This window comes from Thermus oshimai DSM 12092 (assembly GCF_000373145.1).
Lineage (GTDB): Bacteria > Deinococcota > Deinococci > Deinococcales > Thermaceae > Thermus > Thermus oshimai.
Genome location: NZ_KB890610.1, coordinates 1 through 13,728, shown reverse-complemented (window position 1 = coordinate 13,728; position 13,728 = coordinate 1). Strand labels below are relative to the sequence as shown.

The 13,728-nt window shown below is 65.5% G+C and carries 13 protein-coding genes, 3 pseudogenes and 2 CRISPR repeat arrays; of the genes and pseudogenes, 2 read left to right on the top strand and 14 right to left on the bottom strand.

Annotated elements, in window-relative coordinates; genetic code table 11:
- On the top strand, positions 1-264 hold a 264-nt coding region (locus B043_RS0105375), incomplete at its 5' end, for a transposase (RefSeq protein ID WP_018461222.1).
- Between the two features lie 178 nt (positions 265-442).
- Positions 443-1,502: direct repeats of the CRISPR family, unit length 29 nt; unit sequence GTAGTCCCCACGCCCGTGGGGATGGACCG.
- Between the two features lie 17 nt (positions 1,503-1,519).
- On the opposite strand, the pseudogene B043_RS13460 reads toward B043_RS0105375, so the two are convergent.
- The 14 genes and pseudogenes from B043_RS13460 to B043_RS13320 form a co-directional block, all read right to left on the bottom strand.
- A pseudogene (locus tag B043_RS13460) lies at positions 1,520-1,939 on the bottom strand (uracil-DNA glycosylase); the annotation flags it as partial.
- A gap of 504 nt (positions 1,940-2,443) precedes the next feature.
- On the bottom strand, positions 2,444-3,169 hold the full coding sequence (locus B043_RS0105360; RefSeq protein ID WP_169335130.1) for a class I SAM-dependent methyltransferase: 726 nt from the start codon (positions 3,167-3,169) through the stop codon (positions 2,444-2,446).
- 131 nt (positions 3,170-3,300) lie between these two features.
- A CRISPR array of direct repeats spans positions 3,301-3,634; the repeat unit is 29 nt; unit sequence GTAGTCCCCACGCCCGTGGGGATGGACCG.
- A 132-nt stretch (positions 3,635-3,766) separates the two neighbouring features.
- A complete protein-coding gene (locus B043_RS0105355; protein ID WP_018461220.1) occupies positions 3,767-4,147 on the bottom strand; it encodes a hypothetical protein in 381 nt (126 codons plus the stop codon).
- A 64-nt stretch (positions 4,148-4,211) separates the two neighbouring features.
- Positions 4,212-5,519, bottom strand: coding sequence for a molybdopterin-dependent oxidoreductase (locus B043_RS0105350; protein WP_018461219.1), 1,308 nt, complete (start codon positions 5,517-5,519; stop codon positions 4,212-4,214).
- Positions 5,520-5,530: 11 nt separating this feature from the next.
- Positions 5,531-6,163, bottom strand: coding sequence for an anti-sigma factor (locus tag B043_RS0105345; protein WP_018461218.1), 633 nt, complete (start codon positions 6,161-6,163; stop codon positions 5,531-5,533).
- Entirely contained in the window at positions 6,160-6,645 is a 486-nt protein-coding gene (locus B043_RS0105340) for a sigma-70 family RNA polymerase sigma factor (protein ID WP_018461217.1), read from the bottom strand. Before B043_RS0105340 ends, B043_RS0105345 begins: the two co-directional genes overlap by 4 nt.
- A gap of 49 nt (positions 6,646-6,694) precedes the next feature.
- Positions 6,695-7,063 (bottom strand): annotated as a pseudogene (locus tag B043_RS12255) (PIG-L deacetylase family protein); the annotation flags it as partial.
- 35 nt (positions 7,064-7,098) lie between these two features.
- Positions 7,099-9,372, bottom strand: coding sequence for a carbamoyltransferase HypF (gene hypF, locus B043_RS12605; protein ID WP_081623137.1), 2,274 nt, complete (start codon positions 9,370-9,372; stop codon positions 7,099-7,101).
- An 81-nt stretch (positions 9,373-9,453) separates the two neighbouring features.
- On the bottom strand, positions 9,454-9,714 hold the full coding sequence (locus B043_RS0105325) for a Uxx-star family glutaredoxin-like (seleno)protein (protein ID WP_014511322.1): 261 nt from the start codon (positions 9,712-9,714) through the stop codon (positions 9,454-9,456).
- On the bottom strand, positions 9,707-10,885 hold the full coding sequence (locus B043_RS0105320; RefSeq protein WP_018461214.1) for an SIS domain-containing protein: 1,179 nt from the start codon (positions 10,883-10,885) through the stop codon (positions 9,707-9,709). Before B043_RS0105320 ends, B043_RS0105325 begins: the two co-directional genes overlap by 8 nt.
- 12 nt (positions 10,886-10,897) lie before the next feature.
- Positions 10,898-11,932, bottom strand: a complete 1,035-nt coding sequence (gene hypE / locus B043_RS0105315; protein WP_014511320.1) for a hydrogenase expression/formation protein HypE — start codon at positions 11,930-11,932, stop codon at positions 10,898-10,900.
- Positions 11,925-13,049 carry a hydrogenase formation protein HypD gene (hypD, locus tag B043_RS0105310; RefSeq protein ID WP_014511319.1) on the bottom strand — a complete coding sequence of 375 codons (1,125 nt, stop codon included), beginning with the start codon at positions 13,047-13,049 and terminating at the stop codon, positions 11,925-11,927. Before hypD ends, hypE begins: the two co-directional genes overlap by 8 nt.
- Before the next feature lie 3 nt (positions 13,050-13,052).
- Entirely contained in the window at positions 13,053-13,280 is a 228-nt protein-coding gene (locus B043_RS0105305) for a HypC/HybG/HupF family hydrogenase formation chaperone (RefSeq protein WP_014511318.1), read from the bottom strand.
- 8 nt (positions 13,281-13,288) lie between these two features.
- The gene (locus B043_RS13320; RefSeq protein WP_018461213.1) at positions 13,289-13,462 is read right to left on the bottom strand and encodes a HypC/HybG/HupF family hydrogenase formation chaperone; all 174 of its coding nucleotides are present in this window, start codon (positions 13,460-13,462) and stop codon (positions 13,289-13,291) included.
- A 57-nt stretch (positions 13,463-13,519) separates the two neighbouring features.
- On the opposite strand from B043_RS13320, the pseudogene B043_RS12245 reads away from it, so the two are divergent.
- Positions 13,520-13,728: pseudogene (locus B043_RS12245) on the top strand (transposase); the annotation flags it as partial.

Here is a 13,728-nt window from a genome sequence, read left to right as displayed (position 1 = left end):
CCCAAGGTGCTTTGGCCGTACCTGCGGAGCACCAACCTGATGGAGCGGTTTATCCGGGAGCTACGGCGGGGGACGAAGGTGCGGGACCACAAGTTTCCTAAGGAAGAGGCGGTGTACAAGCTTCTTTACCTGGAGTCGGAGAGGCAGGAAGGGAGGTGGGCAGAACGGAAACTAAAGGGGTTCTCGGAGGTGAAGGAGGTGCTGGAGAAGATGCTTCAGGAGCGGTATGCCCCCCGTACACAGACTCTTACACATAACTCTTGACACGACCCGGAACGCCGAGGCAATGCGAAAAGCAGAGAAGTTGTCCAAGTTATTTGCGAGGTACGAGAAACGCCGTGCCAAAGCTTCCGAGGGGGATCTTGAAAAGGAAAATCCGTAGCCACTCCCAACTAGACACATAACGGGGGGTGAGCGGGCGTTTTTGCTGTCCTGGTCAAGTGTAGTCCCCACGCCCGTGGGGATGGACCGCTTGGGCCGGTTCAGCACGAGCACCACCCCCAGTAGTCCCCACGCCCGTGGGGATGGACCGGTCGGGGTGTAGCGTCGAGCGGTCCACGGTTAGTAGTCCCCACGCCCGTGGGGATGGACCGGCTGAACGCTCACCCGCTGAGGCCCCACAGCGTAGTCCCCACGCCCGTGGGGATGGACCGACGGCTCGGGTCCAGCTCTCTCTCCAGGCCGTGTAGTCCCCACGCCCGTGGGGATGGACCGGCTGAACGCTCACCCGCTGAGGCCCCACAGCGTAGTCCCCACGCCCGTGGGGATGGACCGACGGCTCGGGTCCAGCTCTCTCTCCAGGCCGTGTAGTCCCCACGCCCGTGGGGATGGACCGGCTTGATCTCTATGCCCTGGCTTCGGCTGGGTGTAGTCCCCACGCCCGTGGGGATGGACCGGAGGCGTGGGCTGCCTTGCGCGCCACGTGGCGTAGTCCCCACGCCCGTGGGGATGGACCGAGGCCACCCCCGAGGGGGTGCGGCGGATTGCGTAGTCCCCACGCCCGTGGGGATGGACCGGTGCCCATCTATGCCCCTCCTTCCGTTCCCCGTAGTCCCCACGCCCGTGGGGATGGACCGGTAGCGGTGATAACCCGCCAGCAGGGTGCCGTCGTAGTCCCCACGCCCGTGGGGATGGACCGATGACGACCCCCCGGAGCGAGGAGAGGCAAAAGTAGTCCCCACGCCCGTGGGGATGGACCGCCCTGGGAACGCAATCCCAGGCGCATCCGCCCGTAGTCCCCACGCCCGTGGGGATGGACCATCGTCGGCCCGGCCCAGGACGCTAAAATAGCGTAGTCCCCACGCCCGTGGGGATGGACCGCCCTGGGAACGCAATCCCAGGCGCATCCGCCCGTAGTCCCCACGCCCGTGGGGATGGACCATCGTCGGCCCGGCCCAGGACGCTAAAATAGCGTAGTCCCCACGCCCGTGGGGATGGACCGAAGGCGACGGATTCCCATGGCCATGGCCTGGCGTAGTCCCCACGCCCGTGGGGATGGACCGTCTTCCCAGACCGGGCGCTTCTTGCTGGGGTCGCGCAACAGCGCGGCCGGGTGGTAGGTCGCCATGATGCGGACGCCCCAGCGCTCGTGCCAGCGACCGCGCGCCTGGCTGATGCGCAGCGACGGCGACACGACGGCCCGCACCGCCGTCGAGCCCAGGCAGACCAGGATGGCCGGCCGGATGATCCTTATCTGCGCGTGCAGGTAGGGCAGGCAGGTCATCATCTCGGCGTCGGTGGGCACCCGGTTGCCGGGCGGCCGGCACTTGACGACGTTCGTGATGTAGACTTCCTCCCGCCGGAATCCGGCCGCGGCCAGGATGCGGTCGAGCAGCTGGCCGGCCTTGCCCACGAACGGCCGCCCCAGCTCGTCCTCGGTCTGGCCCGGCCCCTCACCCACCAGCATCAGGGCCGCCTGCGGGTCCCCCTCGCCGAACACGACCTGCGTACACCCGTCGCGCAGGCCGCAGCGGCGGCACCCCGCGGCGATGCGGGCCAGCTCGTCCAGGTCTTCGATGGCGCCGAAGAGGCCGGACCGCACGGGGTCGCCGTCCGCGACCGCGGGAGGCGCAACCGCGGACGGCGTGCCGCTGATCGGCGCCGCGGGCAGCGGCTCGGCCGCGGCGGCCGCCTCGTCCCGGGCGCCGCGCTGCGCGGGGGCCGGCTCGCCGAACAGGGAGAGCTGCTCTCCTTCCACCCGCCGCCCTCCTCGTCCAGGATTCGTCAAGGATCAGGATCCCGTCGCGGGGCTCGACGCCGCGCAGCGCCGGCCCCCGCCATGCAGCGCACCCCCGGGCGCCACTGCCCATCGATGGCTCCGGTCCACGTCGCCTCCTCCCGGACGGTCGCTGCGCACCACGGAACTGGCCGCACCATGGGTTCGCCACCGGGCGCCGCTTGCCTTCCCGGGTCGCGGCGCGCGCCAGCGGTTCGGCGCCCTCGCTCACGCCTGCGCGACGGCGAGCAGCCGCCGGCTGTCGAGCGTGAGCGGTCCGCCCTCGTCGCCCAGCAGCTCGACGCGGGCGAACCCGGCCCGCAGCAGCTCGTCCCGCAGCTCCACCGGCGTATACAGCCGCAGCCCGTACGCGAACCGGCGCACACGCCCGTCCCGGACGATGGTGCGGTCGGTCTGCACGCGCCCGGTGAGCGGTTCGTACCCGGTGCGGTCGATCATCAGGTCGTCGCCCCGGCGGACCACGTCGAAGCGCACCGGCTCGCCGGGCGGCAGGCTGCGCAGGATCCGGTCGCGGTGGACCGTCTCGATCAGCAGCCGGCCGCCGGGCCGCAGCACGCGCCGGAACTCCGCCAGCACGCGGCGGTTCTCCTCGTCGTCGAAGTAGCCGAAGGAGGTGAACCAGTTGACCACGGCGTCGAAGTCTCGCCCGAACGGCAGGGCCCGCATGTCGCCGTGGACCCACTCGACGCCGACGCCCGCGGCCGCCGCGGCCTGGCGGGCCCGCTCCAGGAACAGCGGGCTGGCGTCGAGGCCGGTCACGCGGCAGCCTCGGCGCGCCAGGCGCACGGCGATGCGGCCGTGCCCGCAAGGCACATCCAGCACATCCGCCCCCGGACCGAGGTCGAGGAGCCGGGCGATGAGCTCGGCCTCCTTCTCGTTGCGCTCGTCGTGCAAGAAGGTCTCGTAGAAGTACAGGTAATCCTCGTCGAACACGGCGTCCCAGTGTGCACCCGTCATCGGCCATCCCCCCGCGGCGCGGCACCGGCCCCGGTGCCGGAGCTTTGGCCAAACTATAGTGCACCGCCCGCCGTCCGGGAAGGACCGCCAGATGGATCGCTGGACAGGTAGTCCCCACGCCCGTGGGGATGGACCTGCGTCCAGTGCATCGTAGTAGGCATTGAGCCGGTAGTCCCCACGCCCGTGGGGATGGACCGCGGCCGGGGGAGCGGCCGACACCGGAACAGCGGTAGTCCCCACGCCCGTGGGGATGGACCGGTGGGAGAAATTCAATGGCAGGGAAGGACGCTGTAGTCCCCACGCCCGTGGGGATGGACCGTCCGGGAGGCGGCGGAGGCCTCCTCAAGGGACGTAGTCCCCACGCCCGTGGGGATGGACCGCTGTAGCGGGTTTTAATCCACACTGCCGCACCGTAGTCCCCACGCCCGTGGGGATGGACCGGAAGTGAGCCCGGAAAGGGCAACTGGGGACGGGGTCAGGGAGCCTTTTAGAGCGGGATATGGCCCATGGGTCAGGGGTCACGGGGAAGCATACCTTGCAGCCCCCGTTCTTCAGAACGGGGAGTTGTCACGGCTAAAGCGGGAAAGGGGGTCCGGTTCCCCCACGAAGGCGTGGGCGGTCATGGGGGAATGAGGACGGCTTGTTTGGGAGCCAGGTGGGTTTCGCCAGCAAAACCCCCTTGCCCTTGAGGACCAAGGCCACCTCCAGCCTTTCCCGGTGGTAGGGCAGGGACTGCTCCTTAACGGTACAGATGAGGACCGAGGTGCCCAAAGGGGTCTCCCCCACCCCCTGGGCGGCGAAGGGCCGGCCCGGGGGCACGGAGAAGTTGGCGAACTCCCCGGGGTAGCGGCGGAAGATCCCCTCCCCCGTGGCCGGAACCAGGGCCCAGGCCCGGCCGGCCAAGGCGGAAACCAGAACCCCACCTGCAACCTGCAAGAACCTCCTGCGCTCCATACCTTCACCTCCACCCGGTAATACCCCGAAAAGGGATGGGGCGGATCCCGGCCCCAGGGCGGCCTCAGCGCACCACGACCTCCACCCGGTGGAGCCCCGTGGCCCCATCCGGGAGGGGGTCCCTTGGGGTGGGGTCCTGGGGGCCCTCCCGGGTCCAGGCCCGCACCAAAAGGGCCTGGCGCCCCGGGGCCTCCGGGCGCCAGAGGTAGCGCCAAAGCCGCCAGGCGTAGGGTCCCGGGGCGGGGAGGAGCTCAGCCCTTTCCCAGCCCTTCCCCCCGTCCACCGAGACCTCCACCGCCAGCACCGGCTTTTCCCCGGCAAAGGCGATGCCCCGCACCTCGAGGGCCTCCCCTACCCTTAGGGAGGCCCCGGGAGGGGGCCAGTCGATCCGGCTCATGGGCCGCACCCGGGCCTCCTCGCTCCAACCCCGTTCGGCCCAGTACCCCAGGGTCTTTTCCGCCTCCAGGCGGATCCTCGTAAGCCACTTGGGCTGCTTCATCCCGTACCGGCCCGGGAGCAGGAGGCGGACAGGGTAGCCGTGGCTGGGCCACAAGGGCTCGTACCCTCCCCTTTCCGGGTCAAAGGCGGCGTAGGCCAGGAGGGCGTCCTCGGGGAGCTCGGCCAGGGGCAAGGACTCCACGTACCCGTCCGCGGCCTCAAAGCGGAGGTAGCGGGCCTCCCGCTTAGGCCCGGCCCGCTCCAAGAGGGCGGGGAGGGAAACCCCCTTCCAGCGCAGGCACCCCACCAGATCCCCGCCCACGGGGTTGGAGATGCAGATGAGGGTGTGGACGAGCTCCCGGGCGGGCAGGGCCATGAGGTCCTGAAGGGAGAGGACCAAGGGGCGGTCCACGAGCCCCGCCACCTCCAAGCGGTAGGGGCGGCCCCGGAGGTCGGGGTCCAGGAAGGGAGGGTTCTTGGAAACCTGGTAGAGGCTCCCTTGGCCCAGGAGGAGGGAAGCGCTGGCCTTACGGGCGCCCTCCCGCCTCCGCCCCAAAAGCAGGGCGGCCAGGGCCAGAAGCCCGAGCCCTAGGACTTGCCGCCTTTCCCCGGACCAGCCCCGGGGGAGGAAAAGCCAAAGCCCCGCAAGGAGGCCCCAAGGCCCCGCCAGGGCCAGGTAGAGGGCTAAAAGCAGGTAGGGCCAGCCCCAAAGGAGGCGGTGCAGGAGGAGGAAGAGGCCTAAGGCGGCCAAGAAGGCCAAGGCCTTGGCCGCCTCCCCGTAGCCCAAGAGGCGGTGGAGGAGGTTGAAGGCCCCCGGGGTGCCGAGGAGGTGGGTCAGGGCCCCGTAGAGGCCGAGGAGGGGGTTATTCCGTCCCAGGGCTTCCAGGATCAGGCTTAGGCCGGAGGCGATCAGTCCCGCTTCCCATCCCTTCATGGCCACTCCTTCTAGATCCGCGCCCGGCCCACCGAGGGAGTGGTGGGGGCGGGGCTACCCCCCGGGGGCTCCACCGAGACCCCCACCAGGCTTCCCTCGGGCAGGGGACCCAGCTCCAGGAGGGGGGTGGGGGAAAGGCCGAGGCTCTTCCGGTGGCCCTCCTGGAGGAGCCAGGCCTGGTAGACCCGGCCCGGGGGCAGGGGGGACTTGAGGAGGAGAAGCACCTCACCCCCCGAGGTGCGCAGGGCCCAGCCCGTCTGCTGCCCCGAGGGGGCGAGGAGGGGCATGAGCCGGGCCCCAGGCTCGGCCGCCAGGGCGAAAAAGCGCCTCTCGGCAAGCGCCTTCTGCCAGGTCCGGAGCCCAAAGGCTCCTAGGAGGGTGAGGAGGAGGGCGGTAAGCCAGAGGGCCAGAACCCGCCGGCGCGACGGGAGGGGCCTTGGGCGGAGGCGCTCCCTTAGCTCCTCCTCCCAGGAAGGGGGCACGGGCTCCTCAGGGGCTAAGGCGGTCAAGGCCTCGAGGTAGGCGCGGTAGGCGGCGCGGCAGGAGGGGCAGCGGCGCAGATGGGCCCTAAGGCCCGCCCCTTGCCCCTCGGGGAGGAGGTCTAAAGCCAGGCGAAGGAGGTCGTCGGGGTCCGGGTGGGTCATCGGAGCTTCCCCTCCAGCTTGGCCAAGGCGCGGCGGATCCGGCTCTTCACCGTACCAAGCGGCCAGCCCAAAAGCAGGGCGAGCTCGCTGTGGGAGTAGCCCTGGAAGTAGGCGAGCTCCAGAAGCTTCCTTTCCTCAGGGGATAGGGCCTTCAGGGCCTGGGCCACCCGGATGCGGTCCAGGTGGTCGTCCCCGCCCACGCGCTCCTCCGCCCCCTCCTCCTCGAAGAAGAGGGGCTTATGGGCGATGGCGAGGATCCAGGTGGCGGGCCGGCCCAGGGCGGGATCAAAGCGCTCCGCCTGGTTCCAGATGCGCAAGAAGGTCTCCTGCACCACGTCCTTGGCCTCGTGCCCGTCCCGGAGGATGCGCCGGGCGAGCCCGTGGACCCTCGGGGCGTAGCGGCGGTAGAGGGCAAGGAGGGCCTCCTCGTCCCCCAGGGCCACCCGGCGCAGCAGGCGGATCTCCTCCGCTTCCTCGCCCATCCCACCCGGTTATACCTCCGGGCAGGGCCTTGCGGATCCCGCCACCCCCTTAGCGCCCGGACTCCGGCAGGGGGTGGCGGGGGAGGGGGCTATAAAGCTCGTTGCGGCGTACGAAGGCCATGAGGAAACGGGAGAGGAGGTGCTGCTGGCTTTGGTGGGCCAGGAGGGCCTGGCGCTTGGCCTCCTCGGCGGAGGGCGGCAGGTCCAGCCGCCGCCAGCTTAGGCCGCGCCCTCGAGGCGGGGGCTCCAGGGGAAGGCCTGGGTGGTACCCCTTGGGCAGGGGCCACTCCCACCCCCCGTGGACGATCCAGAAGAGGGCCCGCACCCCGGGTCTCAGGGCCCGTAGGGCCAGGTAGGCGGTCGCTCGGTGGTCAGGGTGGGCGTCCAGGGGCGAGGGGGCGAGGAGGAGGGCGACCCGCCACCGGCCCACACCCTCATCCTAAGCGAGCCTCCCTAAGAGGTCCTATCCAAAGCCAAGGACTCGGAGAAAGTTGCTAGCGCTGCCTGGCCTAGGCTAATACCCCCATCATTTGGGGGCACTTCGCGAGGTAGCCAAACAGGCAGTACTTCTCTGAGAAAAGCCCTGATTTCCTCTAGTAAAAGAGCGTTCTGAAAAACTCCGCCAGAGAGGACCAAGGCTATAGCCCCATGGGCTTCGGCCAAGGTCACAGCTGCCGAGACCAAACCTTGGGCTAGCCCCCTGTGGAAGGCGCGAGCGATCTCCGAAGGGTCCCGTCCTCGCGCTCGGTCCCAGAGAACCGCTTCCAAAAGTGGCCTAAAATCCAACTCCTTACCATTCCAGGGGAACGGATAGGGCTTTACGGGCAGGGCCTTACGTGCCAGGTGTTCTAGCCAGATGGCTGCCTGACCCTCGAAAGTAATCTCCCGCGCAAATCCCAAAAGAGCGGCCACCGTGTCAAAAAGACGTCCCACCGAGGTTGTGGGAAAGACCCGTAGTCCACTCCGCAAAAGCTCTCGGGCTTTTAAGTAGCGCTCTGAAAAGGAGAAAGGAGGCTGGGTTAGATCGGGTATCTCTTCGATTTGGTCTAGAAACCCCACCGCTGCCTGGATAGGGAAGCGAGCAGCGGCATCACCCCCAGGAAGAGCCGCATAGCGCAGATGGCCCACGCGCGTCAGTCCTTCTGCCAGACTCCCTAGGAAGAACTCCCCGCCCCAGATGGCGCCGTCTTCCCCGTACCCTGTGCCGTCAAAGGCCACACCCACCACTCGCTCCTCAAAAGCCCCTCGCTCTGCGAGCACGGCGGCCACATGAGCCTGGTGATGCTGGACGGCATAATGGCTGCGGGCCGAAAGGCTTAGGGCATAAGCTGTTGAACGATACTGCGGGTGGAGGTCATGAACTACCCAGATCTCCTCTGCTTCCAACTCGTATACGGAAAGAAGGCTTTGTACGGCTTCCTGGAACGCTATGAAGGCTTCATAATGCTCTAGGTCTCCCAGATGCTGGCTCATCAGGGCCTGGCCTTCTACCACTAAGGTCACCGCATTTTTTAAGTCCGCCCCCACTGCAAGTAGGGGTGGGGAAAGGGGAAGCCGAGCCACCATGGCTGGGGCATACCCTCGGGCCCGCCGAAGGATCAAGGGGCCAAACGTCCCCACCCGGACCACCGAGTCGTCCACCCGCCGGGCAATGGGGCGTTCTCCTATCAAAAAAGCATCGGCAATCCCGGAAAGCTTCTCCAGAGCCTCCTCATCCCTATAGGCCATGGGTTCGGACGATCGGTTGGCGCTGGTCATGACCAAAACCGGTGGGGCTCCGTAGTGAAAGAGGAGGTAGTGAAGGGGAGTATAGGGAAGCATCACACCCAGATCCCGGTTCTCCGGGGCTACCCCAGGGAGCTCCCGCCGGGCTGGAGCCAGGAGGATGGGCCTGGCCGAAGAAGTAAGAAGGGCCTCAGCCTCTGGCGTAAGCTCGATCAGAGCCCGGGCTATCTCGAGGTCCCGGACCATAAGGGCGAAGGGTTTTTCCTTGCGGTACTTTCTTTCCCTAAGCGCCTGCACTGCCTGGGCATTCTCGGCATCGCAGGCCAAATGGTATCCTCCCAGACCCTTTACCGCGATAATCCTTCCTTCCCTAAGGAGTTCAACCGCACGCCTTATGGCCGCCTCGTCCCCAGGGGTCAGCCGATCCTCCTCTCGCAGGAAGTAGTGGGGCCCACACGCTGGGCAGGCGATGGGCTGGGCATGGAAGCGGCGATCCAGGGGGTCTTCATACTCCCGGGCACAGACCGGACACAAAGCCCAGGCCTTCATGGTGGTCCGGGAGCGATCGTAGGGCAAAGCGAGAACGATAGAGTATCGTGGGCCGCAGTTTGTGCAATTGATGTAGGGATAAAGGTAACGCCGGTCCTGAGGATCAAAAAGCTCCTTTAGGCAGGCGGGACAGACCGCAAGGTCGGGGGAGATGCGTACCGTTGGACGGTCACGCTTGGCGCTTTCGCGGATTTCAAAGACCACAAGGTCCTCTGGCGCCACTTCCTCTATGACCACCCGGTCGATCCGAGCAGCCGGCGGAGGGTGGTTGCTTAGCTCCTCCAAGAAAGCCTCCAGCGCAGCTGAGGGACCCTCCACATGCATTTCCACCGCCTCCTCGTCATTCCTTACCCAGCCCCCCAGCCCGTACGCTTGTGCCAGTCGGTAGACAAAGGGACGGAAGCCTACCCCCTGCACAACCCCCCAAACGCGTACCCGCCAAGCCTGCTTCATTGCGGTTTGGCTCTTAACTCCTGGCCAATCGCAAGTGGACCTCCGCTAGGCCTCTAAGACCCAATTCCCAGCCCCGCTCCCTTAGGCCTTTCCCTGGTCTTCCCTTCCCGCGGGATTCGCCACCACACACCCGCGGCCCTGCCAACCCACTTGAACCACCCGGCCGTCTTCCACGAGCACGGGCACCATCCAGCCCCCGGTGAGCTTCCTGAGGCGCGTCAAGGCCTCGAGATCTTCCTCTACATCGTACTCGACAAAGGGCATCCCCCGCCAAACAAGCTCCTCCCGCAGCTCGGCGGTATAGGGGCAACCCTTGGTTCCATAGAGTTCAAGCTTAACCAAGGTACACCTCCAAGCCCTCCCGAATCACGTGGTAGACCGAAGCTTGAACCTCTTGGATACGGGGGATGTAATCGGAGCGAACCACAAGGGGGAAATGGGCCAGTCCCTGTCGCACCACCTCCCCCCCATCGTAGCCCAGAAGAGCCACCGTCAGGAGCCCCCGTCGGCGGGCCTCTTCTAGGGCCAAAAGCACGTTTTTTGAACCCCCACTGGTGGAGATGCCGATGGCCACATCTTCAGGGCGGGCCTGGGCGTGGATCTGGCGCAGGAAGATCACCTCCGCCCCTACGTCGTTGGCCAAGGCCGAAAGGACAGCAGGTTCGAGGGCCAAGGAAACCGCGGGGATGGGTCGCCAACCTGGAGGGGGGTTCACGCAGTCGATTGCGAAATCGTTGGCATCGGTAGCCGAGCCGCCGTTGCCGAAAAGGAGGAGCTTGCCTCCTTGGGCAAGCCGCGAGCCTATGGCTTGGATGAGTTCGGCCAGGGTTTCGGCCTCTTCCTGGGCCACTTTCATGCGTAACCTCTCGTCTTCCTCCGCCTTAGCCTGGATGGAAGCTGCCACTTCCCCCACCACTCCTCGGGTGTCCTGCCGCACCTGGCCTAGGCTAGGGTAGAGAAAACCTGCCGGACCCACCTCGTGCCCGAGCTCCCGGTGCTCAAAGAAGACGTGAACGGTTTCCCACAGGGTGTGGTAGAGAATTTCCAGAAGTTCTTGATGGACAAAGGGATCAGCCGCGGGGGCCCTGACCGCGTAGTCGCCTCGGGTGCCTGGTAACGCAAAGGTTTGGGCTCCACGAGCCTGGGCCCAAACCAGGGCTTGGGAAACCTCTTCGTCGCCCTCGGGGGGGCCGAAACCCATGACCATATCCTCGGGCCGAAGCAAGGCCTGAAGCCAGGGCCAGAAATCCAAGGAAAGGTCTAGGGCAGGCAAGGCCCGTTTGCCCACGATTACCGGGTGGACAAACTCCACGGAAACATGCTGGGCATCGGTAGCGTAGGGCCCTTTTCCGAAAGCAAGCAGCCTTCCCCCCCGGAGGAAACGTTCGGCCATCTTCTGACAGGCCTCGGCAAGGGGGACGGCTTCCCCTGGGAAGAAAGCCCTAGAGGCCTCGTTGCGCAAAAGCAGCCGCTCCCGAACCCAAGAAGCTAGTTCTGCCACCTTGACTGCCATGCCTTAATCCTCTTAGCAGATCCGGGGCAGGGGATCTCCCACCAGCATGTCCACCACCCGGCTGCCTCCGTATCTCGAAAGCACCTGCACTGTTCCCACAGGCTCCGCCCGTATCTCGCCCACCAGACACGCTTCCTCCCCACCCGGGGTCCGGCGCAGGGCCTCGAGAGCCGCCTCCCCCTGTTCCTTAGCCACCACGGCCAGGAACTGGCCTTCGCAGGCGATATGTAACGGGTCCAGGCCCAGGATCTCGCAAGCTCCCCGGACTTCCTCCCTCACCGGAAGGGCCTCCTCAAAGAGCACCACTCCCACGCCCGCATCTCGGGCGAGCTCGTTCAAGGCCGTTGCCACCCCACCCCGGGTGGGGTCGCGCATCCAGCGTAAACCGGAGGCGACTTTCTCAATCAAGGCCTCTACCAAGAACCAGACGGGTCGGGTATCGGACCGGAGGCTGGCCTCCAGATCCAGTTCTCCTCGGGCAAGGAGCACGGTAACCCCGTGATCCCCAATGGGTCCTGAAAGGAGAACCTGGTCCCCGGGGCGGACTGCTTTTGGGGAGAGATCTACTCGGGGGTCCACCAATCCCAGACCTGCGGTGGTTACGTAGAGGCTATCAGCCTTACCATGCTCCACCACCTTGGTGTCTCCACCCACCACCGGTACCCCTGCCCTCTCGGCTGCCTGCGCCATGGCTTTTACCTGAGTTTCCAGAACACCCGCATCGAGTCCAGCTTCAAGGATAAAGGTAGCAAGGAGGGCCAGGGGTCTTGCCCCCACCATCGCCAGGTCATTCACCGTGCCGTTTATCGCCAGTTCTCCAAGGGAGCCCCCAGGAAAAACGATGGGCTTGACCACAAAACTATCTGCTGTTAGGGCAAGCCTTAGCCCTTCCAGCTCCAGAACAGCCGCGTCGGCAAGGCCCGCGAGGGTTGGGTTTCGCAGAAGGGGCAAAAAAAGCCCTTCGATGAGACGGCGGCTTGCCTTCCCCCCAGCCCCATGGGCGAGCTCGATGCAGGTATCGCGGAAACGCACGGTCGCCTCAGCCATTCGTTCCCCCCTCCGCGGCCTGGCGCAGGTAGACGTGGTGATAGTAAGCGGCACAAGCCCCTTCCGAGGAAACCATCAGGGCCCCTATGGGGTACTCCGGCGTGCACTCCCTGCCGAAAAGCTTACACTGGGGAGGCTTGAGCACACCCTTAAGAACCTCCCCGCACTGGGCGGCCTTGGGATCGGTCACCCGCACCCCAGGCACGGCAAAGCGAACCTCCGCATCCCAAGGAGCAAATTCCTCCCGAAGCCGAAGCGCAGACTGCGAAATGAAGCCAAGGCCACGCCACTCGAAGTAGGGCCTTAGCTCAAAGACCTCGGCCATTGCCCTAAGCGCGGGCAGATTACCCTCCCAAGGCACGGCTCGCTTGTACTGGTTTTCTACCTCAGCCCTTCCCTCCCGGAGCTGACGTAGGATCATGAGGATGGACTGAAGGAGGTCCAAAGGCTCAAAGCCGGAGATCACTACCGGCTTGCCGTAGTCGCGAGCGATAAACTCATAGGGGCGGCACCCGATTACTGTGGAAACGTGTCCGGGGCCGATAAAAGCATCTAAGCGCATATCCGGCGAGTCTAAGATGGCCCGGATAGCAGGAACAATCAGAACGTGATTGCAGAAGACCGAGAAGTTCTTCACCCCCAGTGCCCGTGCCCGAAGAAGGGTAAGGGCGGTGGAGGGAGCGGTGGTCTCGAAACCTATAGCAAAGAAAACGACTTCCCGATCGGGATTTTCTCTGGCAAGCTTAAGCGCGTCCAAAGGGGAATACACCATGCGGATGTCCGCCCCCCTTGCCTTAAGCTCCAGGGGACTGCCTCGCCTACCCGGGACGCGCATCATGTCCCCGAAGGCCGTAAGGATTACCCTCGGGTTTTCCGAAAGGGAAAGCCCGTCATCTACCCTTCCCATGGGCAGGACGCAAACCGGACATCCCGGCCCGTGGACCAGCTCGACGTTGGAAGGTAGGAGGTCCTGGAGGCCAAAGCGATAGATGGAAAAGGTATGTCCTCCGCAAACCTCCATGATACGATAGTGCCGATTTGGATCTATCAAGCGGCGGATTTCTTCAGCAGTTTTTTGAATTAACACCGGGTCCCGGAACTCATCGACGTATCTCATCCCTTACTCCTGAGCCCGACCGATGGCTACCCCAGCGTGTACGAGGATCACCTCTCCGGGACGGGCATCGGGAACGAAGTCCACGGCCACATGCGTCTGTTGCCCCAGCCGGTCCTCCACAAAGGCAATCCCCTCTTCCACGGCCAGCACCCGCACCGGCACAGCCACATCCCCACAGGTTGCGCAGCCATCTTGGTCTAAGGTGCAGCTTCCGTAAAGCTCCAACTCCATTTTGCCCCCTAGTCGAAGCGGTACCCCTGGACCTCCTCCACCGCCTGCGCCTCTTCGTCTAGCATGGCCAAGAGCCTCAGCTGCGCTTGGGCCTGCTCTTCGCTTACCTTACTCATGGCGAAGCCCACATGGATAAGCACCCAGTCCCCTGGGCGCACGCCCTCCTGTTTCAGGAGATCCACATTCCTTCGTGTGCTACTTGACCCCAACCCCTGGGGTGTGAAAAAAGAGGGGGTGCCATGCAGCAAGATCGTGAGCACCCCCTTTACTATCTTGACGCGGAAACCCTTCTGGTGGCTACCTACATTTGGGTGGATGACGAACTCAAGGCCTTGCAAGCTCAGGACTTCAAGCTCCCCCCAAAGCAAAAGCACCAGAAGGCTACCCTGGCCGAGCTCCTAACCCTCGCCATCTTTCTCCTTTTGCAAGGCCAAGACCTCGCCAAAGG

Coding starts and splice junctions, on each gene's coding strand:
- B043_RS0105355 (WP_018461220.1), bottom strand. CDS start 4,147: ATGGAGCGCAGGAGGTTCTTGCAGGTTGCAGGTGGGGTTCTGGTTTCC.
- B043_RS0105350 (WP_018461219.1), bottom strand. CDS start 5,519: ATGAAGGGATGGGAAGCGGGACTGATCGCCTCCGGCCTAAGCCTGATC.
- B043_RS0105345 (WP_018461218.1), bottom strand. CDS start 6,163: ATGACCCACCCGGACCCCGACGACCTCCTTCGCCTGGCTTTAGACCTC.
- B043_RS0105340 (WP_018461217.1), bottom strand. CDS start 6,645: ATGGGCGAGGAAGCGGAGGAGATCCGCCTGCTGCGCCGGGTGGCCCTG.
- hypF (WP_081623137.1), bottom strand. CDS start 9,372: ATGAAGCAGGCTTGGCGGGTACGCGTTTGGGGGGTTGTGCAGGGGGTA.
- B043_RS0105320 (WP_018461214.1), bottom strand. CDS start 10,885: ATGGCAGTCAAGGTGGCAGAACTAGCTTCTTGGGTTCGGGAGCGGCTG.
- hypE (WP_014511320.1), bottom strand. CDS start 11,932: ATGGCTGAGGCGACCGTGCGTTTCCGCGATACCTGCATCGAGCTCGCC.
- hypD (WP_014511319.1), bottom strand. CDS start 13,049: ATGAGATACGTCGATGAGTTCCGGGACCCGGTGTTAATTCAAAAAACT.
- B043_RS0105305 (WP_014511318.1), bottom strand. CDS start 13,280: ATGGAGTTGGAGCTTTACGGAAGCTGCACCTTAGACCAAGATGGCTGC.